Genomic DNA, 20,066 nt, shown 5'->3' with positions numbered 1-20,066 from the left:
TCAAAGGGTACGAGAAATTTGGGTCATGGCGGACAGCCCTTGTTCAAGGTCGCCGATCAGGTCTACGGGGTCTTCAAGGCCGATATGCAGGCGCAACATGGCACCGCGCGGCGTTGCGTCGGGCAGCGCACGCGTGTCCAGCCGCACGGGAATCACCAGGCTTTCAAAGCCGCCCCACGACGCGCCGATACCGAACAGGTTCAGGTTGTCGATCAGGCAGTCGGCATCCGCCGTGGTGTACGCGCCATCCAGTTCAATCGTCAGCAGCCCGTTGGCGCCGGTGCAGTCGCGGCGCCAGATCGCATGCGAGGGGTCGCCAGGCAGCGCCGGACACAGCACGCGCGTTATTTCGGGGCGGCCTTCAAGCCAGGCGGCAACCCGCGCCGCATTCGCCGCGTGTTGGGCCATGCGCAACGGCAAGGAGCGCATGCCGCGCAGTACCAGGAAGGCGTCATCCGCGCCCACGGTCTGGCCGAAGTCGATATTGGCGCGTTCCAACGCGCGCCAGGCCCGCGCATTCGTGACCACGGCGCCCATCATCACGTCGGCGTGGCCGCCCAGGTACTTGGTCGCCGCCATCACGGAAATATCCGCGCCCAAGGTCAGCGGTTTGTATATCAACCCCGACGCCCACGTGTTATCCACAGCCAGCCAGCAATCGTGTTTTTTCGCAGCTGTGGATAAGTCGCGTAGGTCCGGCATGTCGTAAGTCAGCGAGCCCGGCGCCTCGGCGTAAATCATGCGCGTGTTCGGTCGGATCAGTGTTTGGACACCCACGCCATCGGGCCGATAGAACGTGAACTCAATGCCCAGCCGGGTCAGGTGCTCGACGCAGAAGCGGCGCACGGGTTCATAGACGGCGTCGGTGACCAATACGTGATCGCCCGAGCGCAAAAACGCCAGCAGCACCATCGCAATGGCCGCCTGGCCGGTGGGATACAGCGCGGCGCGGTGGCCCTGCTCCAGTTCAACCAGTGCGTCTTCCAGCGCGTGCGTGCTGTCGGTGCCGCGCGCGCCATAGGATGGCAAGCGCTCTTGTTCGCGGCGCGTGCGCGTGTCGCGCCACGCGGCAACGCTGTCGAACACGTACGTGCTGGCGCGCGTCACGGGGGTGTTGACCCACCCCCGATGCGGGCGCCCGGCACGCAACAGCCGCGTTGCCGACTGGTAGGGCTTTTTCATGATCAGCGGCGCGTCTTCACGCCAATCGGCATGATCTTGCACGTGCCCGCTTCCAGGTCGAAGCCCAGGCGCTGGTCCAGGGTTTCCAGCGCGCGGCCGTACATGTGCAGGTGGCGGATGACGCTGTCGCCCTGGATTTCCACGGCGTGGATATCGTCGGGCATCAACGCAATGCCGGCCCCAGGCCCCACCACCACGGTGCCCGTCTTTTCCAGGCGGCCCACGCCCGGCTCGGAGCCGTCATCCAGGCGGTCATAGACGTAGTTGTATTCCACCCCTTCCACGGCCGCGATACAGGCCCAGGTGGTGTGGTTGTGCGGCACGATCTTGTTGCCCGGGCGCATGACGTTCAGGTACAGCGCGTAGCTTTTGTCGTCGTCTTCGGCGATCAGGTAGCGCGCTTGCCGTTCGCCGTCCTCGGGTGGCGCGTACCGTTCACCCGTCCACCAGTCGGTGTTGGCAGCCAGGCCGATCAACTCTTGCAGGACCGCGTCAAGGCTGTCCCGATTCAGGCCCTTATTCCCTACAGTTTTTTTAATATTTTGAATAGCGGCATCAATGCCGGCCTGATGTGGATGTGCGTTGCTCACGTTGCGTTTCCCTCTTGGTGCATGTGTTATTGCAATTACTGTATCGCCGTGAACCGGCATCAACAATTTAAATTGCCTTAACATTTCATTAGCATCGCTAATACGTAGAGGGGACATATGCGCAATCTGGATCTGGACCTGCTTCGCACGCTGACGGCGATCGCGCAGCACAGCACTTTCTCCGAGGCGGCTAGCCGGCTGCACAAGACGCAGTCGGCCATCACGCAGCAGATGCAGCGACTGGAATCCACCATCGGGCTGCCGTTGTTTGAAAAGCAGGGGCGCAACAAGGTGCTGTCGTCCCATGGACGGCGCCTGGTGGAGTACGCACGCCACATGCTGGCCATCAACGATGAGGCCCTGCGCGCGTTGCAGGACGGGCCGCTGGAAGGCGACCTGCGCCTGGGCGCGCCGCTGGATGTGGCGGACACCATCCTGCCGACGCTGTTGACGCACATCGCGCGGTCGGCGCCGCGCGTGAAACTGGAGATCCGGGTGGATCGCAGCCCATTCCTGATGGACGCGCTGCGCGCCGGCGAAATCGACCTGACGATCTCCACGCGGTTTGACCAGGACTTTGAAGGCGTTGCGCTGCGCACGTCGCCAACGGTGTGGTTGGCGTCAGCCGACTATGTGCATGACCCGCACGCGCCCGTCCCGCTGGTGCTGGCCGACGAGCCCAGCATTTTTCGCCGCTTGGCCTTGAACGCGCTGGAACAGGCGCGCGTACGCTGGCATACCAACTATGTGGCGCCGAATCTGGTGGGGATCAAGGCGGCGTTGCGTGCCGGCCTGGGCGTGACGGCACGCAGCGTAGAGCTGTTAGGGCCCGAAATGCGCGTGCTGGGCGAAAAGGAAGGCTTGCCACCCTTGCCGGACGTGACCTATTTCCTGTGGATAAGGCGCGACTTGATCAATCCGCTGACGCGGCAGGTCTACGACATGTTGCGCAGCAACCTCGGCTTGGCGCAGCAGCCCGACGCGGCGGCGCAACCGCCCCGCGCGTCGTAGCCGGCACGCGTTTAGTAGCGGTCGAAGATGGTCTGGATCTGCGCCGTGTCGCACGTGACGGACAAGGCCAGCATCAGCAGGATGCGCGCCTTTTGCGGGTTCAGGTCGCGCGCGGCGATGAAGCCCAGCCGGCCATCGTCCAATTCGACATCGCGGGCCACGAAACCGCTGCCGGTACGGCTGGACCGCACCACCGCCACGCCGTCGGCCACGGCACGACCCAGCGCATCGATGGCCAGGTCCGTGGCATTGCCATCGCCCACGCCGGCCAGCACGATGCCATCGGCGGCTTGCGCAAGAAAGTCGATCACGTCGCCTTGCATATCGGCATGGGCGTAAACCACGTCCACGCGGGGCCAACCGGCCTTTTCCAGCAATGCGAGTGAAAACTCGCTTTGTGCGGAATGGGCGGTGGTGTTGCGAGAATAAAAGCACGGCTCGCCGCCATGCATCACGCCGGCGCGGCCACGGTTGGGCGACGCAAAGGCGCACAATCCCGCGCTGGCGGTCTTCTGGATTTCACGCGCGTAATGCACGTCTTCGTTCATGACGACCAGCGGCCCACGGCCGCGAGCATCGGGGTGACGCGCCAGCGCCACCGCGTTGTAGAGATTGGCCGGACCCTCGGCGCCCAGGGCCGTCGCCGGGCGCATCGCGCCGACCAGCACCACGGGCTTGTCATGTTGATTGACCAGGCTGAGGAAGTACGCCGTCTCTTCAAGCGTATCGGTGCCGTGCGTAATGACGATGCCGGCCACCGAGGCATCCTGGCAAAGCGTATCAACGCGCGCGGCCAAGGCATGCCAGACCCCATGCGTCATGTTCTGGCTGCCTACGTTGGCGATTTGTTCCGCGCGGATATCCGCAATGCGGGCCAGCTGCGGCACGGCGCCCAGCAGGTCATTGACCGAAAACGATCCCGCCTTGTAACCCGCTGACGTCGCGTCGGATTGAGCGCCCGCAATGGTGCCGCCCGTGGCCAATACGGCAATGACCGGCAACGCGTGCTCAGGCATCCACGACTCCGGACAAGCCCTGGCGTTCAAGCAACGAATTCAGGTGTTCCCAACCATGGAAGTCGATGACGATCTGCCCTTTTTCCTTGGCGCCCACCTTCAATGCAACGCGCGTGCCCAGATGGTCGGACAGCGCTTCTTCAAGACGCGTCAGATCGCGCGAGGCGCCGTTGGCCTTCTTGCGCGGCGACGAGGCAGACTCGGCATCCTTGGCGGTCTTGGCAACCAGCTTTTCGGCTTCGCGCACCGACAGACGACGCGCGATGATCTGGTTGGCCAACTGGATCTGCGTCGCCGCATCCACCGCCAGCAGCGCACGCGCGTGGCCCATGTCTACGTCGCCGGCCAGCAGCATCGTCTGCACCGGAGCCGCCAGGTTCAACAGGCGCAGCAGGTTGCTGGTGGCCGATCGCGAACGCCCAATTGCCTGCGCGGCCTGCTCGTGCGTAAGACCGAATTCGTCCAGCAGCCGGCGCACGCCGTGCGCCTCTTCAAGCGGATTCAGGTCTTCGCGCTGGATGTTTTCGATCAGCGCCATGACGGCCGCGTTCTCGTCGGCCACTTCGCGCACCAGCACGGGCACTTCCTTCAAGCCGGCCAGCTGCGCAGCGCGAAAACGGCGTTCGCCCGCGATGATCTCGTAATGGCCAGGCGCCGACTCGCCCAGCCCGCGTACCAGGATGGGCTGCATGATGCCTTGCGTGCGGATCGATTCGGCCAACTCACCCAGGGCGCCCTCGTCCATGCGCGTGCGCGGCTGATACTTGCCGGCGCGCATCTTCGAGATGGGCAAGGTGGATGGCGGACCCTCGGGCTTGGCCGCGACAGCCTTGCCGATGTTGTCGATCGCTGGCGCGTCCGCGCCAAGCAAGGCGTCCAGTCCGCGACCCAATCCCTTGGGTTTCTTGGTGGCCATAGTTAAATCCTCTTTCCTTCTGTTTTTGTATCCTGGGCCGAAGCTCAGGCGTGCCGCTGCTCGGCGGGCAAGCGGTACCAATACGCGTAACAGTCTTTGAAGCCGTAGCGGCCATACAGGGCGCGCGCGGCGGTATTTTCCGGCTCGACTTGAAGATACGCCGTGGTGGCGCCGCCGGAGGCGCCCTGGCTCAATAAGTGATCCATCAAGGCATCGGCATAGCCTTTACGCCGTTGCCCGGGATCGGTGACGATGTCGAACAGGCCCACCAACTCGTCGTCGCGGACCGCCAGGCCCGCGGCAACGCATTGCCCGGCGGCATCGAAAGCCAGCACGGGCAGCTTAACAGCGAGTCCTTGCAGCCGCGCCTGATGTTCGCCGATGTGCTCGGGCGTAGACCCACGCATGGCGCCGACCGCTTGCGCGAAGCGTTCGGTGTTGACGTTCCTGAAAGACAGGCCGCCCCGGGCGCTGAGTCTGGGGGCGAGCGACATGCTCATGACTCGGGTCTCACCGGTGTAGGTATAGCCTCGGGCCTCCAGCTCGGCGTCCAGCGAAAAATCGGGGCCGATGGAGGTAATGCGCAGCACCATGGGCAAGCCCTGGCGCGCATACAACGAAGAACAATACGCCAGCCGCTCGTCCAGCGGACGTGTGGATAACCCCAGCACGTTCACGCTGCGCACGCGTTTGGCGGGCGACGCTGCAAAACGCACGAGCCAGCCGTCATAGAGCAGCTGCGCACGCACCGCCGTGGCGTTCAACGCGGCCTCTTCCAGGCGCACGCGCAGGCGGTCGCGCTCGTCGGCGGGAGGCCGGCGAAACGTGGGCGATGCGGGGCAAGAAAAGAGCGCGGTGACGGACATGGCGAAAGGCTTAATCCAAGTCCTTTCTGACGCGCTCGATCATTTCGGCGCCGAACGAGATATAGGCTTGCGCGCCGCGTGACGCCCGGTCATACACCACGCCCGGCATGCCGTAACTAGGTGCTTCTGCCAGGCGGACGTTGCGAGGCACGACCGTCTTGAACACCTTGTCGCCAAAGTGCGCTTCAAGTTGCGCGGACACTTGCTGTTGCAACGTCATACGCGGATCGAACATGACGCGCAGCAATCCGATTACGCGCAGGTCATCGTTGATGTTGCGGTGAACGCGCTTGATGGTGTTGACCAGGTCGGACAAGCCTTCAAGGGCGAAGTATTCGCACTGCATCGGGATGATGACGCCGTGCGCCGCGGCCAGGCCGTTAAGCGTCAGCAGCGACAACGTGGGCGGGCAATCGATCAACACGAAATCGTACTGGCCCGAGACGGTGTCGATCGCCCTCTTCAACTGGCGTTCGCGCTCTTCCATTTGGACCAGGTCGATCTCGGCGCCGGAAAGCTCGCGGTTGGCCGGCAGCACGTCATAGCCGCCAGATTCCGACTTCACGCGGGCCTGTTCAATGGTGGCCTCACCGATCAGCACCTGGTACAGATTCGATTCCAGCGCGTTCTTGTCGATGCCACTGCCCATCGTGGCATTGCCTTGCGGGTCCAGGTCCACCAGCAGCACGCGTTGGTTGTGCGTGGCAAGGCCCGCCGCCAGATTGATGGCGGTCGTCGTCTTGCCCACACCGCCCTTTTGGTTAGCGATGCAGAAGACGCGGGCGGCTGTGCTGGGGGGTAAGTTCTTCATAGGGTTCCTTGACTGCGTCCTTCGCCGCGCCCGTCATTGCGGCGCATCCAGATCAGGCAGCGTTCTGCTTGCAGCTCCGGCACGCGAAGCGGCTGAATGTGATCGACCTGCCAATCCCCGCGCGCGTGCAGCGCAAGAATTTCTTCTTCGGGGACCTTGCCCTTCATCGCGACGAGGGTACCATCGTTGCGCACGTGGCGACCTGCAAGCTGCGCAAAATCGTCCAGGGAAGCGAAGGCCCGCGAGGTCACGATGTGACACTCGGCGGGCTCCAGCGTTTCGATACGGGCGTGCAGCGCGTGCAGGTTCGGCAGGCTTAGTGCGCCGCTCATCTGACGCACGAATGCGGTTTTCTTTTCAACGGCGTCGATGCAGGTCACGGACCACGCGGGCTGCATGATGGCCAGAACGACGCCTGGCAGGCCGCCGCCGGATCCCACGTCGTAGACCTTGGCCGATATGCCCGCGTCGCCCAGCGCCTTGTGGAATGGCGCCACAGCCGACAAGCTATCGAACAGATGCTGAATCAACATCTGCTGCGGATCGCGGATGGCGGTAAGGTTGTACGTGCGGTTCCAGCGCTGCATCTGCGCCATGTAGTTCAGCAGCTTGGCTTGCTGGTCCGCATTGGCATGCAGCCCCAACTGCTCGCACGCACGAGAGAGGCGGCCGGCCATGTCAGCGCCGGCCTGATCGGTGTGGGCGGTCATGCGGCTTGCTTGCGCGAGCCGTAGTGCAGGCGCTTCAGGTGAATAAGCAGCAGCGAGATCGCGGCCGGGGTCACGCCCGAGATACGCGCGGCCTGGCCGACGGTTTCGGGGCGATGCGTCTTGAGCTTCTGGCGCACTTCGAACGACAGGCTGGTCACGGCGTCGTAGTCGACGTCCGCCGGAATGGGCTGGAGCTCGTGCGAGATCTGCTTTTGCACTTCGTCCTGCTGCCGCGCGATATAGCCGGCGTACTTCACCTGAATCTCAACCTGTTCGGCCAGAACGTCGTCGGCGACCACGCCGGGCCCGGCCAACAGCGACCCGTCAACATTCTGCACAGCCATCAATGCTTCATAGGAAACATTCGGACGCTTCAACAGGTCCGCTAGTGAGTACTCACGTTCAATCGCCTTGCCCAGCAACGGTTCGGCAATCTCGACCGGCATCACTCGCGGGTTCACCCACGAGGACTTTAACCGTTCCACTTCCGCCGCCACAGCGTCCCGCTTGCGGTTGAAGGCGTCCCAGCGCGCATCGTCGACAATACCCAGCTGACGGCCAATTTCGGTCAGGCGCAGGTCGGCGTTGTCTTCGCGCAGGCTTAAGCGGTATTCGGCACGCGAGGTAAACATGCGATAGGGCTCGGTCACGCCGCGTGTCACCAAGTCATCCACCAGCACACCCAGATAGGCTTCGTCGCGACGCGGTGTCCATTGATCACGGCCCAGGGCAAGCAGCCCGGCATTGACGCCGGCCAGCAAACCTTGCGCGGCCGCCTCTTCGTATCCGGTCGTACCGTTGATCTGTCCCGCGAAGAAAAGACCGCCAATCGCTTTGGTCTCAAGCGTGCTTTTCAATGCACGTGGATCAAAGTAGTCGTATTCGATCGCGTAGCCGGGACGCATGATGTGCGCATTTTCCAGACCGCGAAGAGAATGGATCAGGTCCAGCTGCACATCGAAAGGCAAGCTGGTGGAAACGCCATTGGGATAGACCTCGTGCGTGTCCAGCCCCTCGGGTTCCAGGAAGACCTGATGCGATTCCTTGTCGGCGAAACGATGAATCTTGTCTTCGATGGACGGGCAATACCGGGGACCCACCCCTTCGATCACGCCGCTGTACATCGGCGAACGGTCCAGGCCGCCACGGATGATGTCGTGGGTGCGGGCGTTGGTATGCGTGATCCAACACGGCAGCTGCCGGGGGTGCATGGACACATTGCCCATGTAAGAAAACACGGGGATCGGGTTCAGATCACCCGGCTGCTCTTCCAGGATGCTGGTGTTGATGGTCCGCCCGTCGATGCGTGGAGGCGTGCCCGTCTTCAGGCGCCCCTGCGGCAGCTTCAGTTCTTTCAGGCGTTGCCCCAGGGAATTGGCGGGAGGATCACCCGCCCGACCGCCCGAATAGTTTTGCAGCCCCACGTGAATCAGGCCGTTCAGAAAGGTACCGGCCGTCAGGACAACGGTCTTTGCGCGAAACTTCAGGCCGACCTGCGTCACAGCGCCAACCACACGATCCCCTTCCACCATCAGGTCTTCTACCGCTTGCTGGAACAGCCACAGATTCGGCTGATTCTCCAGACGGCCACGGATCGCTTGACGGTATAGGACTCGGTCGGCCTGGGCGCGCGTGGCGCGCACAGCCGGCCCCTTCGAGCCGTTAAGAATGCGGAACTGGATCCCCGCCTCGTCCGTGGCCAAAGCCATCGCGCCACCGAGGGCGTCGACTTCTTTAACCAGATGGCCCTTGCCAATCCCGCCAATGGAGGGATTGCAAGACATTTGGCCTAGGGTTTCGATGTTGTGCGTCAACAGCAACGTGCGCGCGCCAGCGCGGGCAGCAGCCAGTGCCGCTTCAGTGCCGGCGTGGCCGCCACCGACGACGATGACATCGAATTCGCGGGGATAGTCCATGATGGGGAAGGAAAGATAAGAAGGCGTTCGGTGCTCATTATAGAGGCAGCGATTGCATGTTTCACGTGAAACATTCGGGCACCCACGCCAAGCCGGTTATCGCGGGCCGAGCGTTGGGCAATGACGACGAGGGTCGGCCAAGATCGACGAATATGTCGGCAGGTGCCGGCGTCCGGCTCGATGTTCCACGTGGAACATTTCACCGAAACCGGCTCAGCAAGCCGGGAAGTTGGCGAAGCGTCGGCGTACCTCATGCCTGGGTAGGGTCGCTGTCGAGCAGCCTTCTTCCATCGGATGTTTCACGTGAAAGAACGTTGACGCGCATATTTCGAATGGAACATTACGCTATCGTGCCGTCGCCAAAAAACGCAGCGCGCTTTGCATTGTTCCACGTGAAACATAGGCGCTATACAGATATGTCCGCCACTCGGCGGCTGAGCGATGTTTCACGTGAAACACCGGCCAGCACTGGGACGCTGCTTAGCGCCGCCATGGCCAATCGCAAAACTAGCAAAGTAGTGTTTCACGTGAAACGGCTCCCCTAAGGACGAGGGCACGTCATGAACAGAAAACGCAGTGTTTCACGTGGAACATTCCAAGGCCTACACCCCCGCAAACCCGCGTTCAGGACATCTCATGAACTCGATTCCGCTCCACGCGCGAAAAAATGGACGTGTATCCCGACGCACGCGCCACCGCGTTCTTCATAAAAAAAATGGGGTTTTTTCCACCCTACCCTACCCCTTACCCAAAACAACACATCTTTTTGGCATTGGGCACCGCCCACAAGGGCTGCGGGCAAGGTCGGGGCCAAACCTTGCTATACAGCAAAAATCGGGCCCAAGAAGTCTCGGTTCTAGCGCAAGCACGGCAGGGGTAAAGGTGAATGTCGTGCTGCAAGCCGAGGCCGAGATCCGTTAGACACGCTAGCGCGAAACTCTCTACAGGAAGTGCCCCGCCGGATGGCCGCGATCGGCACCCCAGGTTATGCACGCGATGCTGTGGATAAGCCCCTATCCATTCTCTAAACGCGAACATCCGACTTATCAACAAACAGCCGGCCGACCATTCAATAAACGACAGCGAATTCACGTGGAACAACTCTGGGGATAACTTCGCGGAGCACAGAAAATCCCCCTCCGTCGCGCCGTCGAAATTAGCCAGTTCTCGACGTCGGCAGCCAACTTGCCGGTTGGACAATCAAGGCGGGCTTCATAGGAGAACCGGCTTCAAACCGAAGGAAATCCTCTCAACCCGTAAGAGCAGCCCGACATCCTTCTAAATCGGGACAACCGCTATTTTTCACGTGGACAACTTTGTGGATAAGGTTCCAAGGCACACACATTACCGCCCACCGGTTCTGCCAAACTTTTAATCTGAAGCGATCGCCATTAACGGGAACTAGATCCCTATCGGCAAGTCAAATTGCGACGAAAACGGATGCGCGGTTTGTCCACAAACTTGTGCAGACTTAGCGTTTTTGTCACGCGTATTTTCCGCAGTCAGCGACCCGCAATTATTGATTGCACAAGTATCTTGCCCGGCGCTACCGCGCCGCGCCATCATCCATTTGGACGAGAGGCTAGCGGTTTCATGTGAACCCTGTGGAAAACTCGAAGGGTGGATCCCATGCCGGTTACGCGCCGCTCGCGTACCTATACGCGCGATCCAATCAGCTGGGACTGGAAACGCCGGCCGGATTCACAACCAGAATGACAATCGCGCCGGCTTCAAGCGATATCGAAAGGGCCGGTCGGGTTTCATATCCCCAAAGCTATCCACAGGCAGCGCAGTCTATTTTTGGCATTTTCGGCCAACAACCTGTGCATAACCGGGATGGGGATATCTTTGTGAACAACCGCGCCGAAATGAAAAAAAGGCCGGCACAAACGGCCGCTAAACCGCTCGCCAGCGGCAAGCCTGCTCTGCCGACAAGCACGCTGAAAAGCCGCGCTGCGGTCCTCTTCCCCTGGGAAAACGCCCTTTCCCCTTGCTCGCGTGCAAGTATCACACCGCCGTTCCCGCCGCGCTTGGCGAGGCTGATCACGTAAATGGCGAAAATACAAAATCTGTGCAAAACCCCGTATATACCAAGCCGTGTGCTTCATTAATGAGCATCCAAACCTTGATGCTCAAAAATAATTATCCACAGAGTTATCCAAGGCTTGAGAACAAGTTAGTGAACACTAACGCAGGTGCCAAAATGCTAAACCCAGCGCGTGTAATGCGCGGCACGCCCAGATGAAACAACGCCCCAGATCCGGAGATCTTGGGGCGTTGTAGCCAGGTTTGGACCTGGCAGACGGGAAAAGGGATTTCCCGATTTAGAGCGGGCGAATTTCGGCCGCTTGAGGTCCTTTCGGACCATCCTTAACTTCGAATTCGACTTCCTGGCCTTCGTTCAGGCTGCGATAGCCGCGGCCCTGGATGGCGGAAAAGTGTGCGAAAACTTCGGTTCCGCCAGCATCCGGGGTGATGAAACCATAACCCTTGTCAGCGTTGAACCACTTAACTTTGCCCTTCTGAGCCATTTTCTCTAGCGTCCTGTAATTAACTTGAAATGCAATGAATCAAGGGGGACGCCGTGAGAACTGAACGACCGGTATAAAACCCTGCGTTGCTGCTGTGTTCTCGCTCGTCGCCAAGCAACAGAACGAGTCCGCGCGCTGCTTGAATCAACTGCGGAATCAGCATACTCATCCGGCATTGGCGACTCATATTGTTGTTTACCCCAATGTCGCTTTTTTCAGACTCGGCCGAAGAACCGCAGCGCGGAATTAGCCTTGCCGCCGAGCCAGAATCGCGTAGATCGGCCCCGTCACCATCACCACGAAAACCATGCGCGTAACGTGAAACGCCGTCACCACCGGCACGCCCAATTGCAGCACCTTGGCGGTGATGGCCATCTCGGCGATACCGCCCGGTGTCGTCCCTAATATCAGCGTCGGAGCCGGGGCCGCCGACCAATACGAGAGCAGTGCGCCCAGGCCAAAAGCCAGCGCCAGGGCGCCCAACGTGAAGGCAGCCACCACCGCGATGAAACGCGGCGCCGCGCGAAAGAAATCCGGGCGGTAACGGTCCCCCAGCGACCAGCCGATCAGCAGCTGCCCAGCCTTGGGCACGTAGTCGGGCAGCGCCGACAGCTCAATGCTGAAAACCGTCAACAGCATTGCCACCAGCATGGGTCCCAGCACCCACGGATTCGGCAAGCGCAGCTTCATGAAAGCCAGCCCGCCCATGCACGTCAACAGCACCAGTGCGGCCAGGCCCGCAACGTCCACCGTTGTGGGCCCCGGCACCGTCGGATCCAGGCCCGCCACACCCCACCACTGGAAAATAAACGGCACCGTTATCACCACCAGCAGGACGCGCACGCTGTGGGCCGTGGCCACTCGGTCGATGCGCGCGCCGTGGCGTTCCGCCAGGCTGGCCATCTCGCTGGCTCCGCCGATGGCCGAAGAAAACCACGCGGTCTTGAAGTCGGCGTCCGTATAACGACGAAGCATCGCAGTGCCCATGAACGCCAGCGCCAGCGCGAACATCATGCCGACGATGATGGGGCCGGCATTGCTGCCGATATGTTCCACCACTTGCGGCGTGAAATACAAACCCAGCGACGTCCCGATCACCCACTGGCCGCCATTGCGTGCGGGTCGTGGGCAGGCGGTGCCCACACCCGAGATGCGCGTTGCCGCCGTCAGCAGCAAGGCGCCCAACATCCACGGCAGGGGCATATGCGCCCACACCGCCAACAGCGCGCCCATCACCGCAATCAAAAATCCGGCCGTCACCCTCAACAACATGTTTTGCCGCACCATTCCATCTACCTTCATCGCTTTCGCTCATCGCGAAAAAAACGAATTATGAGTTAGTGGGATACTTACGAAAACTCTCTTCGCCCATCGCGCATTCCTTCGCATCCACCATGATCCGATCCAAACTTCCCGACGTTGGCACCACCATCTTCACCGTCATGAGCCGCCTGGCCATCGAGCACAAGGCCATCAACCTGGGCCAGGGCTTTCCCGACTTCGATCCCGATCCGGCACTGTGCGCCCTGGTCACGCAGGCCATGGCGAACGGGCATAACCAGTATCCGTACATGCCCGGCGTGGCGCAGCTGCGCGAAGCCATCGCGGCAAAGGCCCAGGCCCTGTATGGCCACGCCTACGATCCGGAAACCGAAATCACGGTGACCAGCGGCGCCACGGAAGCCTTGATGGCCACGGTGCTGGCCGCCGTTGGCAGCGGCGACGAAGTGGTGGTCATCGAACCCTGCTATGACTCGTACCTGCCCGCGATCCGCCTGGCCGGCGGCACAGCCGTCCCGGTGCCGTTGCGCGCGCCCACCGAAGCCGATCCCTACTACCGCATCGATTGGCAGCGCGTGCGTGACGCCATCACGTCCAAGACGCGCCTGTTGATGCTGAACTTCCCGCACAACCCCACAGGCGCCGTGCTGGATGACAGCGACCTGGACGCACTGGAAGCCATCGTCCGAGACACCGGCGTGCTGCTGGTCTCTGACGAGGTCTATGAACACATCGTGTTCGACGGCAAGCCGCACGCCAGCGTGGCGCGTCGTCCGCTGCTGGCCGCACACGCTTTCGTGATTTCTTCTTTCGGCAAGACGTATCACACCACCGGCTGGAAAATCGGCTACTGCTGCGCGCCCCGCCAACTCAGCGCCGAATTGCGCAAGGTGCATCAGTTCATGGTGTTCACGGTGCCCTCGCCAATGCAATTCGCGCTGGCCGAGTTCATACGGGATCCCAAGCCTTATCTGGATCTGCCGGCGTTCTACCAAGCCAAGCGCGATCGTTTGTCGGAAGGTCTGGCCAAGACCCGGTTCCGGCCGCTGCCCAGCCCGGGCACGTTCTTTTTGCTGGCAGACTACAGCCAGATTTCCAAGCAGAACGAAGCCGACTTCGCCCGCGACCTGACCGTCAACCACGGCGTGACCGTGATTCCCGTTTCGGCTTTCTATCGGCAACCCGACGCAGCCGAATCCAACCACCGTATCGTCCGCTTCTGCTTTGCGAAAAAGGACGCGACCTTGGATGCCGCTTTGGAACGATTGGCGCAGGTCTAGCCAGAGGCAAGACCCAGACCACAACACCTGAATATGAGCGATCGCTCATATTTATAAATCGAACAACAGGGGCGCCAGCGAGCGCCCCTGTTGCATGCATCAAGCCGCGTTCGCCGCTGCTTTTCGCGCACGCCGTACGCGGCGTAGTATCTGGGGCACCACCACGACCGCCGCCGCCGCCACCCACATCGATACCGATACGGGGCTGGCGAACAACACGCGCACATCGCCGTCGGTCATCGACAAGGCGCGGCGCAGGTTCTGTTCCATCATGTTGCCCAGCACGACGCCCAACACCAGCGGCGCCATCGGCACGCCGAACTTGCGCAGGAAATATCCCAGCGCGCCGATGCCCGCCACCAGCAGCAGGTCGAATGTGCCGGCATTGATGGCATAGACGCCGATATAGCTGATGCACAAAATGCCCGGCACCATCAGCCAGCCCGGCACCGACAGCACTTTCGAGAACAGCCGCACCAGCGGCACGTTCATGATGAACAACAGCACGTTGGCCACGAACAACGACGCGATCAAGCCCCACACCAGTTCGGGCTTGGTGTCGAACAGCACCGGCCCGGGCGTGATGTTGTAGAGCGTCAGCGCCCCCATCATGACCGCCGTCGTGCCCGAACCGGGCACGCCCAGCGTCAACATCGGCACAAAGGAACCGATCGCCGATGCCGTGGCCGCCGCTTCCGGCGCGACCAGGCCGCGCATGTCGCCCTTGCCGAACTTGGCGTCGGGGTCCTTCGCTTCGATGATGCGCTTCTCCTGCGAATACGCGACCGCCGCAGCCACGCTGGCACCCGCCCCCGGCAATACCCCCACGCCAAAGCCCACCAGTGCACTGCGCACCACGCTCCACCACGTAAATGCCAGCTCTTTCAGATTGAAAATCTTGCGCCCGCTGGGCGTGACCTCGACGCTATGCCCGGCCATCACCTTTTCCAGCATCTCCAGCATTTCGCTGACGGCAAACAGCGCGATCACGACGACCACGAAATCAATACCGTCAGCCAGGTGCACGGATTCAAACGTGTAGCGATACACACCCGAGTTCGCATCCACGCCCACCACCGAAATCGACAAGCCGATCATCGCGGCCAGCACGCCTTTGACGGGTTGCTTTCCCAACAGGCTGGTCAGGCAGCAGAAGGCGAATATCATCAACACGAAGTACTCGGCCGGCCCGAACGCCAACGCCCATCTGGCCAACAACGGCGCCAGCAGGATGATGCCCACCACCGACACGATGGCGCCAAAAAACGCCGACCATGCCGACAGCGACAACGCCACGTTGGCCATGCCCTGCCGCGCCAGCGGGTAACCATCAAGCGTGGTCATGATGGCGCTGGCCTCGCCGGGCACGTTAAGCAAAATTGCCGTGATACGGCCGCCGTACTCGGCGCCCACGTACACCGCGGCCAACAGGATCAAGGCGGTTTCCGGCGGCAGGTTCATCGCGAATGCAATGGGGATCAGCATCGCCACGCCGTTGACGGGCCCCAGGCCAGGCAGCACGCCCACCAGCGTGCCGATAAACGAACCGATCATGGCAACCAGAATGTTGGTCAGCGAAAACGCAACGCCAAAACCGATCGAAAGATGATCAAGAATGCCGTTCATAGCAGGGTCTCCAGCAAGCCGCCCGGCAGGACGACGTCCAGCACTTTGTCGAACAGCACGAAAAAGAGAAGGCTCATGACGATGCCGCCGATGGCGCACTTGATCCAGCCGCCGGCGAACAGCCGACCGACGAAGATCGTCATCAAGCTTGTCGCAACGATGAATCCCAGCCACTGGAACAGGAAGGCGTAGGCCACGGTAAACGCCATCATCAGCGCGATGCGTCCGTTGGCCCCGGGCGGGTTCGCTTCAACAGGGTGGCCACCCTTGTAGACCAGCCACAGGCCGCATAGTCCGATGATGGCCGCCACCAACAAGGGAAAGGCGCGCGGGCCGACAGGTTCGTAGGCGAATGGGGCTTCGATGCCCCATCCGGCCGATGTCATGAAGGCGGCCAGCGCCAGTGCGCCGATGCCCAGGATTCGATCGTTCATGATCCTCTTTCCGTTGTGAATGAACGCGCGGACGCGGCCGCCCCCGCGCGCCAGCGAAAAAAAGGGGGTGGCGCGAGGGCGCCGGCGAGGCGCGATCGATGGGTAGGCCTTGCGGCCGGCTTACTTCTTGATCAGGCCGAACGAATCCGCCAGTTCGCCATAGACCTTGACCTGGCTCTTGACGTAGGCGTCCAGGTCGGGTCCGGTCTTGTTGAACGGAAACAGGCCCTGTTGCTGGCGCAGCTTGTCGAATTCAGGCGAGGCGATCGCCTTGTTGAAGGCGTTGACCCAGAACTGGTAGTCGCTGTCGGACACCTTTGGACCCACGTAGAAGCCGCGGATGATGGGCCAGACGATGTCGTAGCCCTGTTCCTTGGCCGTGGGCACCGCGCCCAGCTTGCCGGGCAGGCGCTGGTCGTTGAACACGGCCAGCACGCGGATCGGCGCGCCGCCTTCCAACATGGTGAACGCTTCGGCCGCATCGCCCATGTACGCCTGGATATGCCCGCCGCGCAGCGCGGTGACCGCTTCGCCGCCGCCTTCGAATGCCACGAAGCGCATTTTCTTGAAGTCCACACCCGCCGCCTTGGCGGTCAATGCCGCCTTCATCCAGTCCTGGCTGCCCACCGTACCGCCGGCGCCCAGCACGATCTTGGTGGGGTCCTGCTTGAACGCGTCCATCAAGCTTTTCAGGTCGGTATACGGGGAATCGTTGCGCACCACCGCCACGCCGTAGTCCGTGCCGATTGCCGCCAGCCAGCGCACGTCGTCGACGTTGTACTTGCCGAACTTGCCCTGCGCCAGGTTCAGCAGCGACCCACCCGAGAACGCGACGATGGTGCCGGGTTCATTAGGATGCTGCGCCACGATGTTGTTGTAGGCCACCGCGCCGATGCCGCCCGGCATGTAGACGATGCGCATCGTGTTCTTGATAGCACCGCTTTGCTTCAAGCCCTCGGTCGCCAGGCGGCAGGTCAGGTCGAAGCCGCCGCCGGGCTGAGCCGGTGCGATGCATTCGGGGCGGCGTGGCTCGTCGGCGGCGTGGGCGGCGCCCAGGGACAAGGTCATCACGCCAAGTGCCGCCACGGCGGCCAGGCGCAGCTTCAGGCTGGTCTGCATTTGTCTCTTCTCCAGGTTTTATAGGTCTAGGTATGGCTGATGCCGCCAGGCCGGCGATGCCTTGCCTGCATGGGCCCAGCGAACCCTACCGTACAAAATCGAAGCTTTCCAAACCCTTTCAATTCCGGCCGATTTCGTGACGCGGCGCAGCATCCGGATCGCCGTTGCGCGCAAGCGCCAGGGAAAACACCAGGGCCGCCCGCAAGCCGGGCGAGGGGGCGCGGTTTTCCAGCACGAGGCAGGCGCCCAGATTCCCGGCAATGGTGCCGACAATGGCCAGGCCCAGGCCGGCCCCCGAGGTGTTCTTGCCCGCCGCCCCACGGCGAAAGCGTACGCAAGCCCGCTCGATGTCTTCGGTGGACATCCCGGGGCCGTCGTCTTCAACGGCCAGATGCGCCTGGTTCCCCTCCACCCGCACCGTGACGGTGACCTCGCCCGCCGGCCGCGCGTAGCGGATGGCGTTATCGACCAGGTTCGTGATGGCCTCACGCAGCAGCCAATCCGCGCCGCTGACGCACACCGGCCGGATTTCCGCTTCCAATCCGATGTCCAGCTGGCGCGCTCGCGCAGCGGGCAACAGGCTACGGATGACGGTATCGGTAAGTTCAACCAGATCCACCGGCTCGGCCGCAAAACCGCCTTCGGCCAGGGAAGCGTCCTTAGCGCGCGCCAGGGCGAGCATTTGGTTGGTGGTGCGCACGGCCCTGTCCAAGCCCTCCTGCATCGCCAGAAGGGCTGTACGGACCTCCTGGGGGTCTGTTTCGCGCAGGGCATAGGCCGTTTGGGTACGCAAAACCGACAAGGGCGTGCGCAATTGGTGCGAGGCGTCGTCCAGGAACTGGCTCTGCACCCTCGCCTGGGCCGCAAAACGGGCCATGTGGAGGTTTACAGCCGAAACCAGGGGCAGGACCTCACCTGGCATCTCGGACGCGCTGACGGGGCTTAAATCGTCTCCGGAACGCCCTTCTACCTCCTGCCTGAGTCGAACCAAGGGGCGCAGCGCCATGAAAACCCCCAGGATGATGACCAGAACGCTGATCAGAATCACGGCCAGGTCCCGTTCCACCGAGCGCAACAGCACCTGGTGCATGAACGCCTGGCGGCCTTCCAACCCCTCGGCCACCTGCACGATTACCCGTCCCCCTTTGTTTGCATACAGGGGCGGATCCATCGGCCGGGCCAGGGCGGCGACGCGCACGGGAGCGCCCTGGTAGGTCGCGTAAAAAAAACGCGGTTCGCCCGATTCCAGCGGCTGCTCGGGCATCGGCAAGCCGGGATGCCCGATTTCGGCCAGCCCGTCTTCGGTTGCCACGCGATAGAAAACGCTGCCATTGGCCGTCAGCTCAAAAAATTCAAGCATCAGGTAAGGCTGTTCCATGGCTAATCCACCGCTGGCTGTGGATATGTTGTGGTCGATCGCGCGAAGCGCGCCAGCCAGCGACCGGTCATAGGCAATGTCGACCTGGTTGCGCAGTTGATGGTTGGACAGCCACAGCGCGCCCATCATCACCAGCACCAAGGTGGGGATAAGCCACCAGAGCAACTGCGTTTTCAGCGTGCGATTACGTTTTTTTCCCGCGAAAAAACCCGTTTTTTTCGGATTTCTAGTTGTCAACAAGGTTCTCCAGGCAGTAGCCCATGCCGCGCATGGTCACGATCTGCACACCGGTATCCGCCAATTTCTTGCGCAAGCGGTGCACCAGCACCTCGATGGCTTCCAGGTTGATGTCCGCATCGTCCGTGACGATGCGGTCAAGAATTTGCTGCTTGTTGATGGGCTCGCCACTTTTCTGAATCAACACCCGAAGTACGGCATGTTCACGTGGGGATAACTGCAAAGTCTGTCCCGAGACCATGAATTTTTGAGCCGCAGTCTCAAAAACCAGGTTTCCCAGAGACAGACGCGGATGTTCGCGTCCCCGGCTGCGCCGAATCAGTGCGATCAAACGCGCTTCCAACTCTTCCACAACAAACGGTTTCGGCAGGAAATCGTCTGCACCCAGGTGCAGCGTTCCAATTTTTTCGGCCAAGGAATCGCGCGCGGTCAAGACCAACACCGGCGTTCGATCGTCTCGCGCGCGAATTTTTGCCAACAGAACATGGCCGTCCATCCCGGGAAGACCCAGATCCAGGATGACGGCATCGAATTCTTCGATTGCCAACCGTCTTTCGGCGATCAATCCGTTGTCAGCCCATTCGACAACAAAGCCCGCGTGTCGGGCCAGGCTTCTTGACAGCCAGCGAGCAAGTTCGGCTTCGTCTTCTATCAGAAGGATGCGCATGGACGGAGTCCGGGGGGGAGTGGCTGGGCGGAATGGGAAAGCATGTTTGGCTTTTCCTTTATTTCTCTTTATATAAAGACTAATGATTAATAAGGCCTGTGGATAACTACCTTAACCTTGAAAACCTCATTCTTTTCATCAGCTTGCAGCGGTTTTTGCCTGTGCAAGAACTCTGTGTGGGAAAAAAGTTGAAGTTGGACAACATTTCGGCCTCCCCCAAAAACACCACCTTGTTCAACTTGCCTCCACACAATGTGCACAACCTGGCTACTTAGGAGTTATCCACAGGGTCGGCCATGGGAAATGGGATGGAAAGCGGCACTTTTACCCCGAAAAACCGGCCGTTGCCTACCGGGTTTTTCGCCCTTGCAGGGGGTCAAAATCGCCTTTTGAGGCATTTGGGCAACCGGGCATTCGAGGGGGCGCGCCGGCGCTTTCTTGACAGGGGACTGAACAAAAAGTGAGCAGCTTCCGCCGTAAAATCCGGCGATGGCT

At 61.5% G+C, this 20,066-nt stretch carries 18 protein-coding genes; 3 read left to right on the top strand and 15 right to left on the bottom strand.

The genetic code is table 11. From position 1 onward, the window contains the following. A complete protein-coding gene (metC, locus tag V6F88_RS10340) occupies window positions 1–1,182 on the bottom strand; it encodes a cystathionine beta-lyase (protein ID WP_332610241.1) in 1,182 nt (393 codons plus the stop codon). A gap of 2 nt (window positions 1,183–1,184) precedes the next feature. Then, window positions 1,185–1,772: a cysteine dioxygenase family protein gene (locus V6F88_RS10335; RefSeq protein WP_332609347.1), complete on the bottom strand. Its 588-nt coding sequence runs from the start codon at window positions 1,770–1,772 to the stop codon at window positions 1,185–1,187. Between the two features lie 117 nt (window positions 1,773–1,889). On the opposite strand from V6F88_RS10335, the gene V6F88_RS10330 reads away from it, so the two are divergent. Then, window positions 1,890–2,783: a LysR substrate-binding domain-containing protein gene (locus tag V6F88_RS10330; RefSeq protein WP_332609345.1), complete on the top strand. Its 894-nt coding sequence runs from the start codon at window positions 1,890–1,892 to the stop codon at window positions 2,781–2,783. 11 nt (window positions 2,784–2,794) lie between these two features. Here the strand turns inward: V6F88_RS10330 and V6F88_RS10325 are convergent, their stop codons facing one another. The 6 genes from V6F88_RS10325 to mnmG are packed head-to-tail and all read right to left on the bottom strand — an operon-like array spanning window position 2,795 to window position 9,018. Next, window positions 2,795–3,799, bottom strand: coding sequence for an asparaginase (locus tag V6F88_RS10325; RefSeq protein ID WP_332609343.1), 1,005 nt, complete (start codon window positions 3,797–3,799; stop codon window positions 2,795–2,797). Beyond that, window positions 3,792–4,715, bottom strand: a complete 924-nt coding sequence (locus V6F88_RS10320) for a ParB/RepB/Spo0J family partition protein (RefSeq protein ID WP_332609341.1) — start codon at window positions 4,713–4,715, stop codon at window positions 3,792–3,794. Before V6F88_RS10320 ends, V6F88_RS10325 begins: the two co-directional genes overlap by 8 nt. A gap of 44 nt (window positions 4,716–4,759) precedes the next feature. Then, window positions 4,760–5,581 carry a GNAT family N-acetyltransferase gene (locus tag V6F88_RS10315; RefSeq protein ID WP_332609339.1) on the bottom strand — a complete coding sequence of 274 codons (822 nt, stop codon included), beginning with the start codon at window positions 5,579–5,581 and terminating at the stop codon, window positions 4,760–4,762. A gap of 10 nt (window positions 5,582–5,591) precedes the next feature. Beyond that, a complete protein-coding gene (locus V6F88_RS10310; RefSeq protein ID WP_046806063.1) occupies window positions 5,592–6,392 on the bottom strand; it encodes a ParA family protein in 801 nt (266 codons plus the stop codon). Beyond that, a complete protein-coding gene (gene rsmG / locus V6F88_RS10305; protein ID WP_332609336.1) occupies window positions 6,389–7,102 on the bottom strand; it encodes a 16S rRNA (guanine(527)-N(7))-methyltransferase RsmG in 714 nt (237 codons plus the stop codon). Before rsmG ends, V6F88_RS10310 begins: the two co-directional genes overlap by 4 nt. Next, window positions 7,099–9,018 carry a tRNA uridine-5-carboxymethylaminomethyl(34) synthesis enzyme MnmG gene (gene mnmG / locus V6F88_RS10300; RefSeq protein ID WP_332609333.1) on the bottom strand — a complete coding sequence of 640 codons (1,920 nt, stop codon included), beginning with the start codon at window positions 9,016–9,018 and terminating at the stop codon, window positions 7,099–7,101. The genes rsmG and mnmG overlap by 4 nt, the downstream gene beginning before the upstream one ends. Window positions 9,019–10,622: 1,604 nt before the next feature. Between mnmG and V6F88_RS10295 the strand changes: the two genes are divergently transcribed. Further along, on the top strand, window positions 10,623–11,069 hold the full coding sequence (locus V6F88_RS10295) for a hypothetical protein (RefSeq protein WP_332609331.1): 447 nt from the start codon (window positions 10,623–10,625) through the stop codon (window positions 11,067–11,069). 273 nt (window positions 11,070–11,342) lie between these two features. On the opposite strand, the gene V6F88_RS10290 is transcribed toward V6F88_RS10295, so the two are convergent. Together V6F88_RS10290 and V6F88_RS10285 are read right to left on the bottom strand one after the other, a co-directional pair. After that, window positions 11,343–11,549: a cold-shock protein gene (locus tag V6F88_RS10290; protein WP_094809336.1), complete on the bottom strand. Its 207-nt coding sequence runs from the start codon at window positions 11,547–11,549 to the stop codon at window positions 11,343–11,345. Window positions 11,550–11,795: 246 nt separating this feature from the next. Further along, window positions 11,796–12,821: an AbrB family transcriptional regulator gene (locus V6F88_RS10285; RefSeq protein WP_332609323.1), complete on the bottom strand. Its 1,026-nt coding sequence runs from the start codon at window positions 12,819–12,821 to the stop codon at window positions 11,796–11,798. A gap of 122 nt (window positions 12,822–12,943) precedes the next feature. On the opposite strand from V6F88_RS10285, the gene V6F88_RS10280 reads away from it, so the two are divergent. Then, window positions 12,944–14,110 carry a pyridoxal phosphate-dependent aminotransferase gene (locus tag V6F88_RS10280; RefSeq protein ID WP_332609321.1) on the top strand — a complete coding sequence of 389 codons (1,167 nt, stop codon included), beginning with the start codon at window positions 12,944–12,946 and terminating at the stop codon, window positions 14,108–14,110. Between the two features lie 99 nt (window positions 14,111–14,209). Here the strand turns inward: V6F88_RS10280 and V6F88_RS10275 are convergent, their stop codons facing one another. The 5 genes from V6F88_RS10275 to V6F88_RS10255 form a co-directional block, all read right to left on the bottom strand. Beyond that, the gene (locus tag V6F88_RS10275) at window positions 14,210–15,736 is read right to left on the bottom strand and encodes a tripartite tricarboxylate transporter permease (RefSeq protein WP_332609319.1); all 1,527 of its coding nucleotides are present in this window, start codon (window positions 15,734–15,736) and stop codon (window positions 14,210–14,212) included. After that, window positions 15,733–16,170, bottom strand: a complete 438-nt coding sequence (locus tag V6F88_RS10270) for a tripartite tricarboxylate transporter TctB family protein (RefSeq protein WP_332609317.1) — start codon at window positions 16,168–16,170, stop codon at window positions 15,733–15,735. Before V6F88_RS10270 ends, V6F88_RS10275 begins: the two co-directional genes overlap by 4 nt. Before the next feature lie 120 nt (window positions 16,171–16,290). After that, window positions 16,291–17,238 (bottom strand): Bug family tripartite tricarboxylate transporter substrate binding protein, encoded by a 948-nt coding sequence (locus V6F88_RS10265; RefSeq protein ID WP_332610240.1) that lies wholly within the window; start codon window positions 17,236–17,238, stop codon window positions 16,291–16,293. Between the two features lie 169 nt (window positions 17,239–17,407). Further along, the gene (locus V6F88_RS10260; protein ID WP_442880276.1) at window positions 17,408–18,904 is read right to left on the bottom strand and encodes a sensor histidine kinase; all 1,497 of its coding nucleotides are present in this window, start codon (window positions 18,902–18,904) and stop codon (window positions 17,408–17,410) included. Further along, window positions 18,894–19,571 (bottom strand): response regulator, encoded by a 678-nt coding sequence (locus tag V6F88_RS10255; protein ID WP_332609315.1) that lies wholly within the window; start codon window positions 19,569–19,571, stop codon window positions 18,894–18,896. Before V6F88_RS10255 ends, V6F88_RS10260 begins: the two co-directional genes overlap by 11 nt. Window positions 19,572–20,066 lie beyond the last annotated feature (495 nt).

Origin of the sequence: Achromobacter sp. ESBL13 (genome assembly GCF_036668755.1) — a bacterium.
Lineage (GTDB): Bacteria > Pseudomonadota > Gammaproteobacteria > Burkholderiales > Burkholderiaceae_B > Achromobacter.
This window is presented reverse-complemented; position numbering and strand designations above follow the sequence as displayed.

Bases quoted from the DNA above. Each gene is read 5' to 3' on its own strand.
- V6F88_RS10265 (WP_332610240.1), bottom strand. From the start codon at position 17,238: ATGACCTTGTCCCTGGGCGCCGCCCACGCCGCCGACGAGCCACGCCGC.
- V6F88_RS10255 (WP_332609315.1), bottom strand. From the start codon at position 19,571: ATGCGCATCCTTCTGATAGAAGACGAAGCCGAACTTGCTCGCTGGCTG.
- metC (WP_332610241.1), bottom strand. From the start codon at position 1,182: ATGAAAAAGCCCTACCAGTCGGCAACGCGGCTGTTGCGTGCCGGGCGC.
- V6F88_RS10285 (WP_332609323.1), bottom strand. From the start codon at position 12,821: ATGTTGTTGAGGGTGACGGCCGGATTTTTGATTGCGGTGATGGGCGCG.
- mnmG (WP_332609333.1), bottom strand. From the start codon at position 9,018: ATGGACTATCCCCGCGAATTCGATGTCATCGTCGTCGGTGGCGGCCAC.
- V6F88_RS10290 (WP_094809336.1), bottom strand. From the start codon at position 11,549: ATGGCTCAGAAGGGCAAAGTTAAGTGGTTCAACGCTGACAAGGGTTAT.
- V6F88_RS10315 (WP_332609339.1), bottom strand. From the start codon at position 5,581: ATGTCCGTCACCGCGCTCTTTTCTTGCCCCGCATCGCCCACGTTTCGC.
- V6F88_RS10325 (WP_332609343.1), bottom strand. From the start codon at position 3,799: ATGCCTGAGCACGCGTTGCCGGTCATTGCCGTATTGGCCACGGGCGGC.
- V6F88_RS10320 (WP_332609341.1), bottom strand. From the start codon at position 4,715: ATGGCCACCAAGAAACCCAAGGGATTGGGTCGCGGACTGGACGCCTTG.
- V6F88_RS10330 (WP_332609345.1), top strand. From the start codon at position 1,890: ATGCGCAATCTGGATCTGGACCTGCTTCGCACGCTGACGGCGATCGCG.
- rsmG (WP_332609336.1), bottom strand. From the start codon at position 7,102: ATGACCGCCCACACCGATCAGGCCGGCGCTGACATGGCCGGCCGCCTC.
- V6F88_RS10270 (WP_332609317.1), bottom strand. From the start codon at position 16,170: ATGAACGATCGAATCCTGGGCATCGGCGCACTGGCGCTGGCCGCCTTC.
- V6F88_RS10310 (WP_046806063.1), bottom strand. From the start codon at position 6,392: ATGAAGAACTTACCCCCCAGCACAGCCGCCCGCGTCTTCTGCATCGCT.
- V6F88_RS10280 (WP_332609321.1), top strand. From the start codon at position 12,944: ATGATCCGATCCAAACTTCCCGACGTTGGCACCACCATCTTCACCGTC.
- V6F88_RS10275 (WP_332609319.1), bottom strand. From the start codon at position 15,736: ATGAACGGCATTCTTGATCATCTTTCGATCGGTTTTGGCGTTGCGTTT.